We start from the raw sequence: 17,971 nt of genomic DNA on the forward strand, positions 1-17,971 counted from the left end.
TTAAAACTCCACGGAAACCATTCCCGGGCCTTCGACCCGTGCATAAATAAGCTTGTTTGAGCGCATGTTTTTTACCCGAATGGTGTCACCGATTATCCCGGCTGACCTGGCAACGCCCTTGGTGGAGATTCTGAGATGCCCTTTGCCGGCAATAACTTTTACCATGTCTCCGCTCGCGATCACAGGTGGGGCGGTAATATGATCTTGTTCGACCACTTTACCGGAGCCGATGGTTCTAACTGCCTGCATGCCGATAACATCTTCAGGTCTGTAAACAGGATGGTCTGCGGCAACAATATTTTTACGTTTCATGATTATTTGCTCGGCTTTGATGACCGTTCCCTTCCGTATGGTATCTGCGGCCACGGCAATATCAGTAAGGATCTCAATTCGACCACGTACCGTACAGTTATTGGCTGGTTTGCCGTCGACTTTAAAGAAAATGGAAAAGCTTGAACTGTCAACGATAGTGGGACGTGACGGTGTGACACGCCACGAGAGCTCTCCGTATGGCAGGAAGAGTTCAGCAGGAGCACGCATGGAGGTGAAGCGTATATCACCGTTGGGCAATCTTTGTTTGTTGTCAGCCAGGAATTGGGCAATGATTTGGTAGAGTTGATCGGCGGTAATTTTTATTGTCCGGCGCTGCACTACAACTTCTCGTGTGCCAGTCCAGTGAACGTCTGCGGCCTGAGGATTATTGCGGAGCGAGGTGATGACCAAAGGGGTCTGCAGTGTTTTTTTTTGTCCAAGGGCCGGGGAGTTGGCAATTACCAGCCGGCCTAAGGCCTGTCCTGCTTGGTCGGTTGAGGAAATGTGTGCAATATCGCCAAGCAGTATCTTGTCACCGGTTACGGTTGCCTGTTCGGTAAAGGTAACTGTCAGTGTTGCCGACGCCGGTGCAACAAGGAGCAACAAAAGAAAAATGCTATGCGATAACCCGAGAATATACTTCATATGCGCCTTACATGTTGTTAACGGTTTGCATCATTTCATCGGAGGTAGAGACAACATTAGAGTTGATCTCAAACGCCCTCTGGGTTGTAATCATATGGGCTAATTCTTCGACCAGGTTGACGTTGGAGTTTTCGACAAAACCCTGGAGCAGCAGACCATAACCATCACTACCAGGGGTGCCGATGGCTGCAACGCCGGAACTGTCTGTTTCTCGAAAGAGATTACGGCCAATGGCAACCAGGCCGGCGTCATTGACAAAATTTGCCAAGTCAATATTGCCAAGCTCTGTAGATTCGGTATCATCCCCCAAAATGGCACTGACCACGCCTGTCTCTGAGATGGTTACCTCATTGGCATCTTCCGGGATAACGATCTCCGGTTGGATTGGATAACCGTCAGAGGTGGTCATCCGGCCGTCACCGTCAAGCTTAAAGTTACCTGCCCTGGTATAAGCGGTGTTGCCGTTGGGGAGATCGACCTGGAAAAAGCCTGTGCCTTCAATGGCCACGTCGAGTTGGTTGTCGGTCTGAATCAGGTCGCCTGTGGTGAAAACTTTTGTTACTGCACCTGTTTTCACCCCCAGGCCGACCTGTATACCTGTTGGTGATTTTGTATCGTCTGAAGTGGGGCTCCCCGGTACTTTCATGATTTGGTAGAGCAGATCCTGGAAATCCGCACGGCTTTTTTTAAATCCTGTTGTCGAAACATTTGCCAGATTGTTGGCAATAACGTCCAGGTTCAGGTTCTGAGCCGACATGCCGGTGGTTGCTGTCCAGAGTGATCGCATAGTATGCCTCTTTGTGCAGTAATATCTGCATAAGTAGTATGTTTTTGCCTGTTAGCTTATAGAACCAAGTTCGTCCTGCTTGTCGCCAAGGGTTGAGTAACTTTCCATTATTTTGAGGTCTGCTTCAAATTTCCGCTGGGTATTTATCATCAGTGCCATTTCTTCCATCATGTTGACATTGGAGGTTTCAAGGCTACCCTGCACCACGCGAAAATTTTCAAGCCCCTGATCCGTTCCCCCCTGTTCAAGCTGGAACAAAGAGTTGCCGACCTGTTTCAACAGGTTTTCATCGTTGACGGAATACAGTTGAACCTGGTTGTCCGTGGCAACACCATTAACCGCTATATTGCCGTTGTCGTCGATGGAGATGATTTTGCCGGCAGCATCCTGAAGCTGCAAAGGCTGGTTGCCTCCGGCAAGGAGGTTGAACCCGTCTTCGGTTTTCACCATACCGTTTTCGTCCAGCATAAAGTGACCAGCCCTGGTGTAGAAAGTATCGTCTCCTTTTCTGATTTTGAAAAATCCCTCACCGGCAATGGCAAGGTCAAGTTCTCTGCCCGTCTCCCGCACCCCTCCCTGATCAAAATCAGTGCCTATTTTTCGAATGCGCGAGTAATTTATGCCTCCGGCGTCAGTAACTTGTTTGGCATCGTTGAGTACAGATTCAAAGCTAATGCGATTTTTTTTAAAGCCAGTGGTGCTCACGTTAGCAAGGTTTGCAGCGATATTGCCCATAGCCTGTTCTCTTGCAAGGGCACCACTGAGCGCGCTGTATTTTCCGGAGACCATGATTTTACCTAGTGAATATTGATAGTCATGTAATTATATCGGCATGTAGGGCTGTTTCCTTAAGCGCACATGGCAGCAATTCTTTTCCCGGCAAAGAAAAACAGCACCACGAACGATCAGGTGGAAGAGTTGGGCTTTGTCATAGAATGCAGGTTCATCAGTTGGCTTGCTTCAACTGTTGAGATGCTAAGAACAGATGCAATCTCCTCTTTGCTTAGTCCCTGGGATATCAGTTTTTTAAAGATAGTGTATTTTTCCGGCGGTGGTTGGTGGATTCTTGCCTGATTGAGTAATCTTGGGACCTGAAACTCTGTGGTCAATGAGGCCTTGTCCAGCGATTGTCTAAACGTGGGAGTCGACGCAACTCGGTTGTCGGTCGCCAGTGCCTGGTTGAGCTTTCTTTCGAGGCGTTTGATCTGCTTTTTATCACGGGATGGAGATGCTGTATTTTTTTTCTTTTGTAAAAGAGCAATAACGATAAGACTGAGGCAGAAACCAAGAAGGGTGCTGCAGATAACTAAAGCTATACTATTATTCATGCCGGCTCCTCCGGAAGTAGAGTGCTTGAGTGACCTGAAAAAATAAATTTTTCAAAACGCCCATAGTACTTAATCCATTACGTCGGAATTAAGCAGTTTAACCCTCAGTTTCAGCAGTGCCTGGCTATGGAGCTGAGAGACCCTGCCTTCGGAAACACTGATGACTTCGGCAATTTCCTTTTGGGTCAGTTCTTCATAATAATAAAGTGCTATGACCAGACGTTCCTTTTCTGAGAGTTCCTCTAGTATTTCTGCTAAAAGATAGGTTAATTCTTCTTGTTCAATAATATCGGTAGGGGTCGGGCCGCCGATATCTTCCAGGGCATCCAGAAAGTTTCTGCCTTCCTCACTGTGATCCAGGGTTTCGTGGAGGCTGACACATCCCAAATGGCTGACCTGGCTCAATATGGATTGGTATTCGTCCAGCGTTATGTTCATCGCCTGGGCCATTTCTTCCTCATTGGGGGATCGCCCAAGTCGGCGTTCAAGACCGAGCATTGTCTGGGTAAGTTGGTTTTGTTTCTCCCGCATGGTGCGCGAAAACCAGTCAAGCTTTCGCATTTCATCTAAAATGGCCCCACGCATACGGTATTCGGCAAAGGTCTTAAACTTAACGCCCTTGGAACTGTCAAATCTTTTGGCTGCATCTGTCAGGCCGATCATGGCTGCACTGGTCATGTCGTCCTTGGTCATAAACGACGGAACCTGCGATACCATTCGCTGTACAACCAGTTCAATCAGAGGCAGGTTGTCCCGAATCATTTCGGATCGGTTATCAAGTGGGGGGACCGGTGGATACATATATATCAAATAAATATTTGTTGTTTTATTTGGCGCCAAAGTCCAGCAGTCGCTTCCAGAAAAACTGGATTGAACCTTTGGGTTCCAGGCTTTGTGGTTCCTGCATGATCGTACGTGCTAAGGCTTCAAATGCCATGCTGGTTTTTGATTCGGGGTACAATTCAACCAAAACCTGTTGTTTACGTATAGCGTCAATCATCATTTTGTCACGGGGGATTGAGCCGATATAATCAATGGATATGTCAAGATATCGATTGGCGACCATGGTCAGCTTTCGATACACATCCAGTGCTTCCTCTTCGTTTTTTATAAAATTAACAATCAGGTTAAAGTGCTTTTCGTGATACTGAGTGGAGAGCAGTTTCATCAGAGCATAGGCATCGGTAATTGCTGTTGGTTCAGGGGTGGTGACCACCAGGATTTCATGGGCAGCTGTATTGAAGTAGGTGACATTTTCCGATATGCCGGCTTCGGTGTCGATGAGCACAAAATCAAAGTCATTGTGCATTGCATCCAGTGCTTCTAAAAGCCGCATTTTTTCGTGAGCATCCAGCCTGGTGAAACGTTGCACTCCTGAACCGGCAGGTAGAATTTTAATCCCCTTGGGTCCTTCAACCAGGATTTCATCGAGCTCCTGTTCGCCGGAGAAGAAGTGGTTGAGGTTATGCCCCGGTGCAAGGCCAAAGACAACATCTATATTGGCCAGCCCTAGATCCGCATCAAGTATAAGAACGCGTTTTCCCATTTTCGCCAGCAATACTGCGGTGTTGGCAACCACTGCCGTCTTGCCGACACCGCCTTTGCCACTGGTGACGGCAAATACTCTTGTGGTTTGATGGGGGGGAGGTGTGTCGGAATTTTCCTGTGTATTCATAGCCCGCAGGGTATCAGCCTGGTCTAATGGGCGTATCGGGTGATCAGCCATTATGCAGGGTCCTGTGATCGTTCACGATAAAGTTTGCTATTGTTGCCGGATTAGGAGTGATTATATCTTCCGGTACCCGTTGACCATTGGTTAAAAACGAAAGTGGGGTACTGTTTTGACTATGGATGTTGGCAATGACACCCAGCTGGTCACATTCATCAATTTTGCTGAAGATAAAAGTTTTGAGAGGGAGAATGCTGAACTTTTCTATGGTCTCTGCCAGTTCACGGTCTCTGGTTCCTGCAGAGAGCAGGAGATGGTTTTCAATGGCATGCCGTGGATCAAGAAAACTTGCCATTTCGGCAAGGTCATGGGTATTTTTAGGACTTCTTCCTGCGGTGTCGATTAAAATGAGATCATAGTCCTGGTATTTTCTTAACGCCTGGCCGACTTCTTGCGGTTTAATGATGACTTCCACCGGAAGTCGCATGATCTCTCCATACACTTTGAGTTGCTCCACAGCCGCAATCCGGTAAGTATCGATGGTGATGAGTGCAATCTTGCCGCCGAACTTGTTCAGGTAATTGGCAGCCATTTTGGCAATGGTTGTGGTCTTGCCTACCCCTGTGGGACCAACCAAACTGATCCGCAGTTGCCTGTTCAGTTTCTGCTGCAACAGTTTTTCGGTGTTAAACATTTTTGTCATGGCTGCCTTGAGAGCCGATTCCGGGTCAATAGGCTCTCCGGTCACACTGGTACGCAGTATCTCTTTTGCCTGTTCAGCAACCGTTATGGCAGTTGTATGATTGATGCCGCAACAGGTTAATCTTTTATAAAGAAAGTCATTGTCAGGTTGAGTGTTGTTTGTAAATTCCGGTTCAATATAAGGCTTTTGATGAACCGTTGCCGCCTGGATGGTTGTTACCTGCTGGGTCAGCCCGGCAATGGTATTTTTTAAGTTTTCGATTTCATCTTTCAGCTCGCTGGATGCAGGGGCTGCTTCTACAGCGGCTGGAGCAGGATCTTGTCGAGGAGTATCCCACAGGTTTTCGTAGGTGAGATCATCCTCAGGAGGAGAAGGTTCTTTGTGTTGTCGTATTTTGTCGTGCTTTGGATAGGAACTATTCGGTTGAGCATCTTTTTCCGGCCAGTCATTATCAATGGCAGCTGTAATTTCCAGCAACGGCTTAGCCATTATTCCCAGTTTACCACCACGCCTGATGGTACGAGTGGAGAGAATGAGCGCGTCCGGGCCAAAGGCATCCTTGACCTGCTTCAACCCACTTGTCATGTCTGTCGCTTCAAAGACCTTAACTTGCATCGATGTTTACCGTTCCAACGGATTGAATGTTAATATTTGTTGTAATTTCATTATGCGAGAGGACTGCCAAGCTGGGGAAGTAACGTTCCGTCAGGCGGCGAACATGTGGTCTTATTTGCGGGGTTACCAGTAGCGCTGGTTGCTGGCCCCCAGGGTAATTGGCAATAAGTGAACCGAGGCTGTCGAGTATTTTCTGTGCAATGGCTGGGTCCAGGGCAAGGTATGAACCGTGCTCGCGGTGCTGAACGGCTGTTTGGATAGTATCTTCTACATTTCTATCCATGGTAAGGATCGACATCGTGCCGTCATCCCGTGTATAGGCAACGGAGATCGAACGTGACAGGGCATGGCGAACATATTCCGTCAAGGTATCCGTATCCTGGGTCATGGGTGTGTAGTCAGCCATGGTTTCAAGAATCGAGCGTAGGTCTCGGATGGATACATTCTCTCGAAGAAGGTTTTGCAGGACGCGCATGATGCTGCCCAGATTAAGGATGTTGGGCACTAATTCTTCAATCAATTTAGGATAAGTCCGAGCGAGATTGTCTATCAGGTTCTGGGTTTCCTGACGACCGAGTAGTTCATGGGCGTGTTGTTTTATAATTTCACTGATATGGGTGGTCATAACCGTGGTGCAGTCAACCACGGTATAACCTGCTATTTGCGCCTGCTCACGTTTATCGTCGGTTATCCAGATGGCCGGCAGCTGGAAAGCGGGTTCCTGGGTGGGGATACCTTTAATGGTTTCGGTTACCATGCCTGGATCCATGGCCATACAATAGCCCGGCATCATCTCCGCGGTGGCTATTTGCACCCCTTTTAAGCTAATCGTGTACTGGTTGGGATTGAGTTGCAAATTATCTTTAATATGCACAGGAGGAACAATAAATCCGCTGGTGATGGCAAATTGTTTACGAATGGATTGGATTCGTTGCAATAATTCCCCATCCTGTGCCGCATCGACAAAAGGGATCAAGCCGTAGCCGACTTCCAGCTCTATCAGGTCTACGTTGAGCATTTGCTCGTAGTCTTCGTCTGGCTGAACAGCCGGTTCAGGTTCTTCTATGAGTGGTTTGGCAGCGATTTCTTCTTTTTCCGCCTTGTCTATTTTGTAGGCAGTATAAGCAAGCCCCGAAGCAATGACGAGAAAAGGGAAAAAAGGCATTCCAGGTATCAGGGCAAAGGCAAGCAATATGGCAGAGACAACCCACAGGGCTTTGGAGTATCTGGTAAACTGGGCTTTCATCTCCGCCCCAAAGTCGTCCTTTCCTGCGGAGCGCGTGACCAGCATGCCTGCTGCCGTAGATATAATAAGGGCCGGGACCTGACCGACAAGACCGTCACCAATGGTCAGGATGGTGTAATTTTGGGCAGCTTCAGCCATGGGCATGCCTTTCTGGAGAATACCGATAATAAAACCGGCTCCAATATTTATCAAAGTAATGATAATCCCGGCAATGGCATCTCCACGCACAAACTTGGAGGCACCGTCCATGGCGCCATGGAAGTTGGCTTCATTGGATATTTCTTCGCGTCGATCACGGGCGGTTTGTTCATCAATGAGGCCTGCGTTGAGATCGGCATCGATGGCCATCTGCTTTCCCGGCATTGCATCAAGAGTAAAGCGCGCTGCTACTTCGGCAATACGGCCGGCACCCTTGGTGATGACCACAAAGTTAATGATGACCAAAATAATGAATATCACCAGGCCGACAACATATGAGCCGCCGACTACGAATTGACCAAAGGATTGAATGACCGATCCGGCAGCATCCATGCCTTCGTGTCCGCGGAGCAGAATGAGACGGGTAGAGGCAACGTTTAAAGACAGGCGAAAGAGAGTGGTGGCCAGCAGGACAGATGGAAATATAGAAAATTCTACAGCTTTTTGGGTATAAAGGCTGATTATCAGAATAAGAATTGCAATGGTAATGTTAAAGGATAGACAAAGATCCAGCATGATCGGTGGAACAGGAATGATCATCAGGGTCAAAATGCCCACCAACCCCAGCGAGGCAAGAATGTCGCTGCGTTTCAGTAGATCTTCAATTTTGAAACGGGTGATAATTGACTGGGTATTGACTGTTTCCATTATCTCTTATTCGCTTTTAATGAGTAGACATAAGCAAGGATCTCTGCAACTGTCTTGAACAGGTCTTCCGGTATGACTTGCCCTATGTCTACTTTTGAATGCAATAATCTTGCCACAGGAGGGTTTTCTACCAGGGGGATATCGTGTTCTCTGGCTAGTTCGCGGATCCTGGCAGCTACAAGTTGCTGACCTTTGGCTATTACCTCGGGCGCGTCCATTGTTTCGGCGTTGTATTTTATCGCGACAGCTATCCGAGTCGGGTTGGTAATGACTACATCTGCCTCTGGAACAGCCTCCATCATTCGGCTTCTGGCGAGTTGTTGCTGGATGGCACGTATTTTTGACTTGATATGCGGGTCACCATCACTTTCCTTCATTTCTTCCTTGAGTTCCTGCTTGGTCATCTTCATCTTTTCTTCCATCTCCCAACGGACAAAACCATAGTCAAGAGCAGCAAGAAAAATCATGATGGCAACTACTTTAGCAATAACCAATAACGACGTTTCACCAAGATAATCCAGAGTTGCGCTGACGTCCATCCCGCCGAGAAGGAGTGCTTCTTCAAATTTGCCTTCAACGGTTTTGTAGGCCACCCAGGCAATGAGTAAGACTTTACTCAACGATTTGATCAGTTCAACCAGGGACTTTTTAGAGATAAAACGCCCCATACCCTTGATGGGATCGAGTTTGCTTAGGTCCGGTGTAAGCGGCTTTGCTGTCAGCAACCAACCGATCTGGAGATAGGTTGAAAAAAAACCGACCAGCAGGGCAACAGCAAAGAGGGGAGCAAGTAACATTCCGAGATGTTTGCCGAGAAAATAGGATAACTGCATAATAGAAGGCGGCGTAATGGCATACTCTCCGCTTTTATTTAAAATCATCATTATCAGGTCTTCAATGCCTCTAAAGAAAAGAGGAGCATAGAAAAGCCAGAAAAGCAGTAAGATGGTAAAAAGAGCGGCGGTTTGTACTTCCTTACTTTGTGCGACTTGGCCTTTTTTCCTGAAATCTTCCCTTCGTTTTGCCGACGGTTCTTCTGTGCGTTCTCCGCTGGGAGTATCTTCTGCCATTATTATAAATGATGGATTGAGTCATAGTTGAGTGTTTACGAGGTAAAATGCTTGCAAATCATGCACCTGAATGAAGCGATCAAAGACTTGATAAGGCAGGGAAGCTTTGATTTTATTGATAAGCGGGAGGCAGAACAGTTATTGGAAAATAATGAGCAGCGAGGGAAGGAACTGGACTAGGCCGAATTTCGAGTCCATATTGTGTTTGATTGTTAAATTGAATATAATTGCCACATGTTAAGCAAGGTCACTTGGGTGCGAAAATATATAACGATGTTCATTAGCTAAGAGGTATACGGCACTATCGACGTCTTCGCTGATCTATTTATGAGCCCGCTGATTTACTGCCTTTTCGCCCAATCTCTCGGAGTCTAGCGTTTACCTCGTTATATTAAAAAGAATCCTCAGAATATCAACTATATGCCTGCGGTTATTTTTTAAGCATGCCTCGGAGTCTTCGCTTACCTGACCTTGAACGAAAATTCTAGTCAATCAACAGACTCATTTATAGCTAAAAAATTTGGATCTGACGTTGACTGAACTGATGAAAAATGCCTCCTAGGGAGTGTTGAAAAGGGTGAAAAATTCCATAATATTGTAGCTGAGAGTGTCAAATTCACGACGCAGTATCAAGAGCGCTGTGTTAAGTGTCAAACCAATGACAAAGAAGGCGATGCCTATGTTCATTGGAAAGGAGAGCATGAACACGTTGAGCTGGGGAAAGACACGGGAAAGGATACCAAGGACCAGATTGGAGATGAGCAACAGGGCCAATACCGGGGCACTGAATTTAACACCGAGGATAAACATCTGGCTCCCGAGGTGAGTCAGCTTCGGTACGACTTCTCCAGAGAAATCGAGATAACCTGGAGGCAGGGTAATGTATGATTCTATGATGGCCTGAAAAAAAAAGTGATGTCCATTGAGAGCGAGAAATACAAGGATGGCGAAAATGTTGATGAACTGGCTCATTAACGAGAGTTGCTGGGTTGTCTGTGGATCAAAAATGTTGGCCGCGGCAAACCCCATTTGATAGCCGATGATAGTGCCGCCAAAGCTGACCCCGGTAAAAATAAGTTGTGCGGTCAAACCAATGAGAGCGCCAAGAATGACTTCATTAATAAATAGAATGCCGAGTTCGGTTATCGAACTGATATTTTGGGGTGTGTGGGAAGCCATTGATGGAAAAAGGAGCAGAGCGGTGGTAACAGCAAGGCCGATTTTCATTCGAATGGCGATCTGTGAACCTGCAAAGACAGGAATGGCAGCAATCAGGGCGATAACTCTTGCGAGGCAGATGAGAAAATTTTGAAATTGATCGATCGGTATAAGCTGAATATCCATAGTAGTCTGCCATCTAGCCTGGATTTCTCATAAATTGAGTGCGACATGGTTGTTGGAAAATTTTGTCGGTTCGCCCCGACATGTAGGCTCTGCTGCTTACCTGCCAACGGTGGCAATGTCTGCTATAATACCAGTGGTAAAAGTGATAAGCAGGTTCATTATCCAAGGGCCAAATATCAGTAGAGTTATAAAAACAGCGACAATTTTAGGAATAAAGGTCATTGTCTGCTCGTTGATTTGGGTCGCTGCCTGAAAAATACTTATTACCAGGCCCACCACCATGGCAACCAGCAGCATGGGGGCTGAGGTCAGTAAAACTGTTTCCACCGCCTTTCGTCCTATATGGACCACGGTCTCAGGAGTCAGCATTCTCTTTTCCTTGTAAGAGTTAAAGTTCGGTGTAGATTGTCGGTTTTCAGCTCTTCGCTGAAAAGGTACAAATATTTAACCAAAGCTTTGCATTAACGATCCCACAACAAGCTGCCAGCCGTCAACCAGGACAAAAAGTAATAATTTAAAAGGCAGGGAGATGACAATAGGGGGCAGCATCATCATACCCATGGACATCAGCACCGAGGCGACCAGCATGTCAATCACCAGGAAAGGAACGTAAATCATAAATCCCATCTGAAAAGCAGTTTTTAGTTCAGAGAGCATGAAAGCGGGAATGAGCACCATGGTTGAAATATCTTTTTTCTCTTCAGGTTGCTCCTCTTGCGTAATTTCTATAAATAGCTGCAGCTCACTCTCCTGAACCTGGGAAAACATGAAGTCTCGCATAACGTCAACTGCTTCAGTCATTGCTTGCTGTTGAGTGATCTGTTTGTCCATGTATGGCTGGAGTGCTTTGTTATTAATGGCGTTTATCGCTGGAGCCATCACGAAAAACGTAAGAAACATGGCCATGCCGGTAATAATCTGGTTTGGCGGTGTATTTTGGGTGCCCATTGCCTGGCGAACAAAACCAAGCACAATGACGATCCGGGTAAACGATGTGGTCATCAGCAGAATGCCCGGCGCAACCGAAAGGATAGTGAGCAGAAAGAGTATCTGCAGCCCGGTGGAGACTTCCTCCGGGGTTGCAGCATTGTTTACTCCGATGCTTAATGTAGGCAGATTTACCGCGGCAGCTATTTGTGCAAACAACAGCAACCAAGGAAGAAGGAAAATTACTTTATACCGCATTGCTTTTCCTTGAGTACTTCTTGAAATTGTCGATCCTTTGCAGATGAGGAGAGGTCGGCGAGTAAATGCATACCGTTACTGCTGATACCGATGAGCAGTTCTTTCCCCTGTACTTCAATCAAGGCAAGCGTGTTTTTAGGTACTATCGGCTTGATTTCAATAACTTTTATGTTGTTTGAGCCTGTGGTGCCATAACCGATTTTTTTCCGAACCAGTGCATACAAAATTAATATTAATCCGATGACGATAAAGAGCGCCCAGAGTGTTTTGCCAAGCATTGAGCCCATGGAATGTATTTCAGCAGCATGGGCAATAACGGGAGCCTGGAGCAGGCCGAAAGGTAAAAGTACGTACTTGCGCGGCATATTTTTAACCAAGCTGCTCCAGTCGATCACTTTGGCTGACAACCTCGGTTAGTTTAATACCGAACTTATCGCCAACCTTAACGGCTTCTCCACGGGCGATAAGACGAGAGTTGACATAAAGATCCAAAGGATCACCGGCCAGTTTATCCAACTCAACCACATAGCCTTCTCCCATCTGGAGCAGGTCTTTTAGAAGGATTTTGGTCCTGCCGACTTCGACTGAGACCTGAAGCGGCACATCAAAAAGAAACTCCAGGTCGCGGGTACTGTTTTTCTTTTTAGCTGCGGGTGGCGCGGTCTGTGGATCCTCCAGCAGTTCTGCCGTTTCTTCCGGTTTAAGTGTGTTGTCCGGTGCGGGAGGGTTGGGGTTTTCAGTCGTTTCCATGCATATCTCCAAGTCTGCTGCTATTGTATCTTTTCGTTATGTGAAAGGCCTTCCTACCGTTTCTTTCACCGGGGATGGCGAAAAATTTTGGCTGGTCCTCTACCACTATATGGAGCGGACGGTCCGGATCATATCCAAGGTCCAGAATATCACCTGGTTTTAACTGTAGAATGTTGCGGATGGTCATTTCCAGTAAGCCTGACCGGGCGATTACCGAACATTTCATCTCTGCAGCTTCACGGGCAAAGGAATTGGTCCAGCCATAGGCCGCCTGCGTGACTGTAACCATTTGTTTAAAGGCTTCTCTGAATGGCTCGACGGTGAGATAGGGGATGATAAAACGCATTTGTCCAGCACTCTCACCGCTTACACTGACATTGAATGAGGCAACCAGAACTTCGGTATCTGCCTCAACTATGTTTACCAGGCGGAAGTTGTTTTCAATTTTTGTGAGACTGGGGTTGAGCTCTGTTATCGGGTTGAAGGCCTTTTTTAAATCTTTGGTTATTCCCATCATCGTGCTCTTGAGAATGCTTATTTCAATGGGAGTAAGGGTTCTATTGGGAGTGATCGAGTCGCTGTCCACCGACGAACCAAGCATAATCTCAAGCAGGGCAAAGGCCATGGAGATATCAAAATGAAAGAGGCAACCGTATTTTAGGGGATCAGTGCTGAAAATACCGACTGCGCCTTGATTGTTCAGATCAAGCAGGCTTTGTTGAAAGGTATTGGTGGTTATTTCAGTACGTTCTACAATAAAGGATCGTTGTAGGGTGTTGGTCAGGCTGGTCCCAAAGTTTCTGGCAAACATGTCTATGATGATGTCAAAATTGGGAATACGGGACTCCCCGTCAGATGTAGCGCGGTGTTGATAGACTTGACAGAGATCCACCTCTTTAGCATGCAAAAAACGCGGAGCCTGATGGGGGGCGCTGTCAACCGAGTCGGTGGTAATATCGCCGGACTTAATCGCAACGAGCAGGTCAGCAATTTCTTCTTTGCTTAAAATCGGTTCCATGATGCTACTGGACGACGAAGTCCGTCATGTAAATGGACTTTACCTTTCCCGTTTTGAGGAAGGTGTTAATCCTGTTTTTCAGCTCAGCTTTTACTTGTTTTTTTCCCTGCAGGTCTTGTAACTCTTCAAAGGTTTTGTTGCCTATGAGCAACAAAACGGCATCTCGAATCTGCGGCATTCTTTTGGTTGCCTCTTCAAGGACCTTTTCATTTGTCAGCTCAAGGGTAAGAGATGCTTTAACATAATGTGCCGTGTCTTCACTGATGATGTTAACAATAAATTCCTCAATGTTAATCATTGGCCCAATTTCAGCGTCATCGACTTCAGGTTGGATCATTTCCACCTGCTCGTTGGCGTCCTCTTCGGGCAGTGGGTCTTTTTTCAGGAACAGAAAATAGGCCGCTGCTCCCGCCCCCAAGAGAACAACAAGGGCTGCTGCAATGATAATGATAAGCTTTTTTTTGCCGCCACCTTCTTCTTCAGTGGTTTTGGCTTCCTGTTCTGCCATAAGATACGTTCCTTTACCTCAGTGATTAAAAGGGAATTTTACTGGTAGGGCGATTATACTGATCAACCTTACGATTACTATTTAAAATAAACTCCACTCTTCGATTTTTACTTTTGTTTTCATCGGTGGTATTGGGAACCAGTGGGTTTGTGGCGCCATAACCGACAGCAGCCATTCGGTCGATGGAAAAAATTTGTCCCCGGTTGTAAAAACGCATTACAGATACGGCTCTGGCCACAGATATATCCCAGTTGGTGGTTGCAGCCAGGGACGTTGGCGTGTTGTCGGTATGCCCTTCGATGCGCATGGTCATGGGGAGGGGACGAACGATATCGGCTATTTTTCGCAGCAGCGGATACGAAGACGGATTCAGGCTGGTTTTTCCCTTGTCAAAGAGGACAGAGTCATTGATACGGAGAACGATGGAATCGTCATCCCTTTGTACTGCTTCTACCTCGTCCATGAGTTTTGTCAATTCCAGGTCATTTTTGATCTTTTTGAAATAGGTTATTTTGGTTTCTCTGGGAATGGGGGTGAACTTTGATTCAGGTGGTGACTGAATGACAGGGATAGAGAACTTTTTAGGCGCTGCTGTGGTTCTCCAGCCAAAGGAATCTTTTATCGATGATTTGGCCTGGACAAATTTAATCGGATCCATGCTGGCCATGGAGAGCAGAAGTACAAAAAAGGTAAGGAGCAGGGTAACGAGGTCACTGAAGGTCACCATCCACTCTGGAACACCTTGTGGACATTCCTGTTTTTTTGCCATGATTCGTCCCGTATTTTACTGGAAGACAGATTCACGCATTTTGGGGGCAATGTAAGCGTGTAGTTTTTGTTCCATTACCCTTGGATTCTCCCCGGAAAGGATGGATTCCATCCCTTCGACAATAACAGTCTTCTGCAGTAATTCTGTTTTCGATCTGGTTTTAAGTTTACCAGCCATGGGATTGAAAAGAATGTTTGCCAGAACTGCGCCGTAAAAAGTTGTCAAAAGAGCTACTGCCATGGCCGGGCCGATAGAAGATGGATCACTCATGTTTTGCAGCATCTGCACCAGACCAATTAATGTTCCTACCATACCCATGGCAGGGGAAATAGTGCCAAGCGAAGTGAATATTTCCGCACCTCCACTATGCCGCTCCTGGATATAATCAATTTCGGTGTTGAGCATCGCTTTCAGATCATCTGGTTCCTGTCCGTCAACAGCCATCTGCAGGGCCTTGACCAAGAATTGATCTTCAACTGTATCGATGGATCCCTGTAGAGAAAGGATGCCTTCCTTACGGGCTTTGTTGGCAAATTCCATGAGCTGGGCAATCAGTTCGTTGGTGTTTGCCTCTTTGATTAAAATAGTTTTTTTGGCAACCCCGAGGGCGCTGATAACATCTCCCAAGGGAAAGTTAATCAGGGCAACCCCTGCAGTCCCTCCAAAAACGATAAGTATGGAGGCCACATCGATGAACATACCAACGCCGCCACCCTGGAGGATGGCCATCAGCATTAAACCAAATGCAGCTACGATTCCTATTATGGTTGCAATATCCACGTGTTGATTCCTGGTACGTGAGAGTTACTATGGATTGTAATGGGTATAGAAAAGTGTACCTAAAACTATGGTCAAATACAAGCTGCAAAAAGGAAGCCAACAGGAAAGGTTGATAAAAATGGTGGAACAAAAGGAGGTTGCTTTGTGAACGCTTACAAAGGCAAGGGGAACTGCACTGTCAAGAGGTGACAGTGCAGTTGTGAGCCAGAAATTTGACAGGGAATTTTATCGTTTAAGATTGATCAATTCGCTGAGCATTTCATCAACAGTGGAGATGATTTTTGAATTAGCCTGAAAGCCACGCTGGGTGGTAATCATTTTAACAAATTCCTGACCCATATCCACAGTGGATTGCTCAAGAGAGTTGGTAAAGATGTTTCCAAGCTCAGCACCGGCCAACCCAATACGAATGGTCCCTACGTCGTCTGTGGCCGAAAGGAGATTTGATCCGGCCAGTTCAAGTCCTCCTGTATTTTGAAATTTAGCCAGGACCAGTTGGGCAACATTTACCTGCTCACCGTTAGAGTAGGACGCAATAACTATTCCATCATTTCCAATTCCCACCTTGGTCAGTTCCCCTGCTCCGTAGCCGTCCTGGTTCTGACCGATTACCACAGAGTCGCTGTCAAACTGGGTGCAATCAAAAACCAGGTCAATTTCCTGGCCTGCTTCTGCACCGTTATCCCAGTCGCCATCAGCGGGAACGGGAATAGCAACGGTCAGCGGGTCGTCTGCCACACCATCAGGGTTGCCGTCCAAGTCGGCATCATATAATCCATTGCCGTCAAAGGTTAATTGATCACCAATGGCTGTGATGTCAGCTCCGTCAACGGTATAGGCCATGTTCCACGTGTTGGTAGCCGTTTCTTCCAGCTGCCAATAGGCTGTGACAAGGTGCTGTTCTCCGAGGGAGTCATAGACAGTGCTGGATGCGGAGTAGTTGTAGGTGGCATTGTCCTCAGGGTTTATGGCAACACCTACTCCTATTTCATCGGCGTTGGCATCCAGGTTGGTCTCAAAGGTCAGTTCGGTGGTAGCCCTGGCTTCAATTAGACCGGTACTTGCGACCTGTATATCGCTTGGATCACCGCCATCGAGAGTGCCGTCGGCAAGGAATTGCTTGCCTTGAACAACATACCCTTCAGGGTTAACCAGGTATCCTTCATCATCAAATCGAAATGCGCCGGCTCTGGTATAAAGTTGGGTTTCGACGCCAAGCTCGCTGACCACAAAAAAACCTTCTCCTTCGATTGCCACGTCCGTATCGGAAGAGGTGGTTTCAAAAGTTCCTTGGCTGTATATGTTGTCGACGGTAGAAAGGCCTACACCACGCCCGACCTGCGAACTTCCGCCGGATCCGAACACACTGCTGGATAAAAGATCGGAAAAAACGGTCCGCGAGCCCTTAAATCCGAGAGTGTTGGTGTTGGCCAGGTTGTTACCGATAACGGTCATGGCTTGGGAGTTGGTATTGAGACCACTTACTCCGCTGAACATTGCACTTTGAATGCCCATTGCATCCTCCTGCGTGGCTTATAGGTTGGATAATTGTTGTATTTTTACCAGTTGAATGTGCTTTTCATGCTTATACTGCTGCCGACACATCCTCAATTATCCCCGAGCCATCCGTTGCTGCAGAGATTGTTTGTTGTTCTTGACTTGGTGGAACATCTGAACTGCTTACCTAGCCATCCGTTGGTTCGGCATTTTCAGGTTGCTGTGTGCTTTGGTCGTAGGCTCCATGTATTTCATCAATGGCGTAGTAACCGGAACTGGTTTCCAGTTTAGGGGTACCTCCATCCATTTTTACGCCGGTCACTTCAGAGCGAATGAGCGCCGTAACTGCCGCGACTGATAAATCGTTAGCACCCGTAGCCTGGATATCGATAGTGTAGGTGCCTGAAGAAAAAAAGTCGCCTTCTTCATTTTTTCCATCCCAAGTGATGGTGTGATTCCCTTGGTCAAGATCGGTAAGTTCAATGGTAGCAACAGTTGCGCCGGTGGAATCCTCTATACGGAGCGTTCCCTCGGTAACAGTGTCATCAATCCTGTACCCTATTTCAACCGGCTGCTGATCAAAGCTGAAGGTATCTCCAGAAACCAGCACCTCTTTGCCTATAAGAGAGAGCGCTGAAATGCGTTGAGAGTTGTTTTGGGCCAAGGTCATTTCGTCCATGGCCGTGTTCAGGTTAAAGAGCTGCTCTAGTTGACTGTATTGTGCCAATTGGGCCGTAAATTCAGTCGCATCCGTCGGGTTTAGCGGATCCTGGTTTTCTAACTGGGCAACCAGCAGTGTCAGGAATTCTTCCTGTCCAAGAGAGTTTTTTTCCGTTGTACTCGTCCCGCTGGTTGCTGAGGATATATTTTGCTGGGTAATGGATCCGATATCGGCCATG

The 17,971-nt window shown here is 46.9% G+C and carries 21 protein-coding genes; 1 reads left to right on the top strand and 20 read right to left on the bottom strand.

Going from position 1 to position 17,971, the window contains the following annotated elements; genetic code table 11:
• The 9 genes from flgA to flhB form a co-directional block, all read right to left on the bottom strand.
• Positions 1-957 (bottom strand): flagellar basal body P-ring formation chaperone FlgA, encoded by a 957-nt coding sequence (gene flgA / locus JWH17_RS12225; protein ID WP_205222909.1) that lies wholly within the window; start codon positions 955-957, stop codon positions 1-3.
• Positions 958-964: 7 nt separating this feature from the next.
• On the bottom strand, positions 965-1,744 hold the full coding sequence (gene flgG / locus JWH17_RS12230; protein ID WP_205222910.1) for a flagellar basal-body rod protein FlgG: 780 nt from the start codon (positions 1,742-1,744) through the stop codon (positions 965-967).
• Positions 1,745-1,795: 51 nt separating this feature from the next.
• Positions 1,796-2,533 carry a flagellar basal-body rod protein FlgF gene (flgF, locus tag JWH17_RS12235; protein WP_205222911.1) on the bottom strand — a complete coding sequence of 246 codons (738 nt, stop codon included), beginning with the start codon at positions 2,531-2,533 and terminating at the stop codon, positions 1,796-1,798.
• Between the two features lie 116 nt (positions 2,534-2,649).
• Positions 2,650-3,072, bottom strand: coding sequence for a hypothetical protein (locus JWH17_RS12240; RefSeq protein ID WP_205222912.1), 423 nt, complete (start codon positions 3,070-3,072; stop codon positions 2,650-2,652).
• 69 nt (positions 3,073-3,141) lie between these two features.
• A complete protein-coding gene (locus JWH17_RS12245; protein ID WP_205222953.1) occupies positions 3,142-3,873 on the bottom strand; it encodes a FliA/WhiG family RNA polymerase sigma factor in 732 nt (243 codons plus the stop codon).
• Between the two features lie 25 nt (positions 3,874-3,898).
• Positions 3,899-4,798 (bottom strand): MinD/ParA family protein, encoded by a 900-nt coding sequence (locus JWH17_RS12250; RefSeq protein WP_205222913.1) that lies wholly within the window; start codon positions 4,796-4,798, stop codon positions 3,899-3,901.
• Positions 4,791-6,059 (bottom strand): flagellar biosynthesis GTPase FlhF, encoded by a 1,269-nt coding sequence (gene flhF / locus JWH17_RS12255; protein ID WP_205222914.1) that lies wholly within the window; start codon positions 6,057-6,059, stop codon positions 4,791-4,793. The genes JWH17_RS12250 and flhF overlap by 8 nt, the downstream gene beginning before the upstream one ends.
• Positions 6,049-8,151: a flagellar biosynthesis protein FlhA gene (flhA, locus tag JWH17_RS12260; RefSeq protein WP_205222915.1), complete on the bottom strand. Its 2,103-nt coding sequence runs from the start codon at positions 8,149-8,151 to the stop codon at positions 6,049-6,051. Before flhA ends, flhF begins: the two co-directional genes overlap by 11 nt.
• Complete coding sequence (gene flhB, locus JWH17_RS12265; RefSeq protein ID WP_205222916.1) at positions 8,151-9,221, bottom strand: flagellar biosynthesis protein FlhB; 1,071 nt, start codon at positions 9,219-9,221, stop codon at positions 8,151-8,153. The genes flhA and flhB overlap by 1 nt, the downstream gene beginning before the upstream one ends.
• A gap of 51 nt (positions 9,222-9,272) precedes the next feature.
• On the opposite strand from flhB, the gene JWH17_RS24100 reads away from it, so the two are divergent.
• Positions 9,273-9,401 carry a hypothetical protein gene (locus tag JWH17_RS24100; protein ID WP_269755848.1) on the top strand — a complete coding sequence of 43 codons (129 nt, stop codon included), beginning with the start codon at positions 9,273-9,275 and terminating at the stop codon, positions 9,399-9,401.
• Between the two features lie 378 nt (positions 9,402-9,779).
• Here the strand turns inward: JWH17_RS24100 and fliR are convergent, their stop codons facing one another.
• The 11 genes from fliR to JWH17_RS12320 all read right to left on the bottom strand — a co-directional run bounded on the left by fliR (position 9,780) and on the right by JWH17_RS12320 (position 17,970).
• Positions 9,780-10,565, bottom strand: coding sequence for a flagellar biosynthetic protein FliR (gene fliR / locus JWH17_RS12270; RefSeq protein ID WP_205222917.1), 786 nt, complete (start codon positions 10,563-10,565; stop codon positions 9,780-9,782).
• 96 nt (positions 10,566-10,661) lie between these two features.
• Entirely contained in the window at positions 10,662-10,931 is a 270-nt protein-coding gene (fliQ, locus tag JWH17_RS12275; protein ID WP_205222954.1) for a flagellar biosynthesis protein FliQ, read from the bottom strand.
• A 78-nt stretch (positions 10,932-11,009) separates the two neighbouring features.
• On the bottom strand, positions 11,010-11,750 hold the full coding sequence (gene fliP / locus JWH17_RS12280) for a flagellar type III secretion system pore protein FliP (protein ID WP_205222918.1): 741 nt from the start codon (positions 11,748-11,750) through the stop codon (positions 11,010-11,012).
• Positions 11,735-12,115 (bottom strand): FliO/MopB family protein, encoded by a 381-nt coding sequence (locus JWH17_RS12285; protein ID WP_205222919.1) that lies wholly within the window; start codon positions 12,113-12,115, stop codon positions 11,735-11,737. Before JWH17_RS12285 ends, fliP begins: the two co-directional genes overlap by 16 nt.
• A gap of 4 nt (positions 12,116-12,119) precedes the next feature.
• The gene (gene fliN, locus JWH17_RS12290) at positions 12,120-12,500 is read right to left on the bottom strand and encodes a flagellar motor switch protein FliN (protein ID WP_205222920.1); all 381 of its coding nucleotides are present in this window, start codon (positions 12,498-12,500) and stop codon (positions 12,120-12,122) included.
• The gene (locus tag JWH17_RS12295; RefSeq protein ID WP_205222921.1) at positions 12,487-13,518 is read right to left on the bottom strand and encodes a flagellar motor switch protein FliM; all 1,032 of its coding nucleotides are present in this window, start codon (positions 13,516-13,518) and stop codon (positions 12,487-12,489) included. Before JWH17_RS12295 ends, fliN begins: the two co-directional genes overlap by 14 nt.
• A gap of 4 nt (positions 13,519-13,522) precedes the next feature.
• Entirely contained in the window at positions 13,523-14,026 is a 504-nt protein-coding gene (locus JWH17_RS12300) for a flagellar basal body-associated FliL family protein (RefSeq protein ID WP_205222922.1), read from the bottom strand.
• A 25-nt stretch (positions 14,027-14,051) separates the two neighbouring features.
• Positions 14,052-14,795: an OmpA/MotB family protein gene (locus JWH17_RS12305; protein ID WP_205222923.1), complete on the bottom strand. Its 744-nt coding sequence runs from the start codon at positions 14,793-14,795 to the stop codon at positions 14,052-14,054.
• Positions 14,796-14,810: 15 nt separating this feature from the next.
• Positions 14,811-15,575, bottom strand: coding sequence for a motility protein A (locus tag JWH17_RS12310; RefSeq protein ID WP_205222924.1), 765 nt, complete (start codon positions 15,573-15,575; stop codon positions 14,811-14,813).
• Positions 15,576-15,800: 225 nt separating this feature from the next.
• Positions 15,801-17,090 carry a flagellar hook protein FlgE gene (locus JWH17_RS12315; RefSeq protein WP_205222925.1) on the bottom strand — a complete coding sequence of 430 codons (1,290 nt, stop codon included), beginning with the start codon at positions 17,088-17,090 and terminating at the stop codon, positions 15,801-15,803.
• Positions 17,091-17,259: 169 nt separating this feature from the next.
• The gene (locus JWH17_RS12320) at positions 17,260-17,970 is read right to left on the bottom strand and encodes a flagellar hook assembly protein FlgD (RefSeq protein ID WP_205222926.1); all 711 of its coding nucleotides are present in this window, start codon (positions 17,968-17,970) and stop codon (positions 17,260-17,262) included.
• Position 17,971: the final 1 nt, after the last annotated feature.

The organism is Desulfogranum marinum (assembly GCF_016918565.1).
In the GTDB taxonomy this organism is placed as follows: domain Bacteria; phylum Desulfobacterota; class Desulfobulbia; order Desulfobulbales; family Desulfobulbaceae; genus Desulfogranum; species Desulfogranum marinum.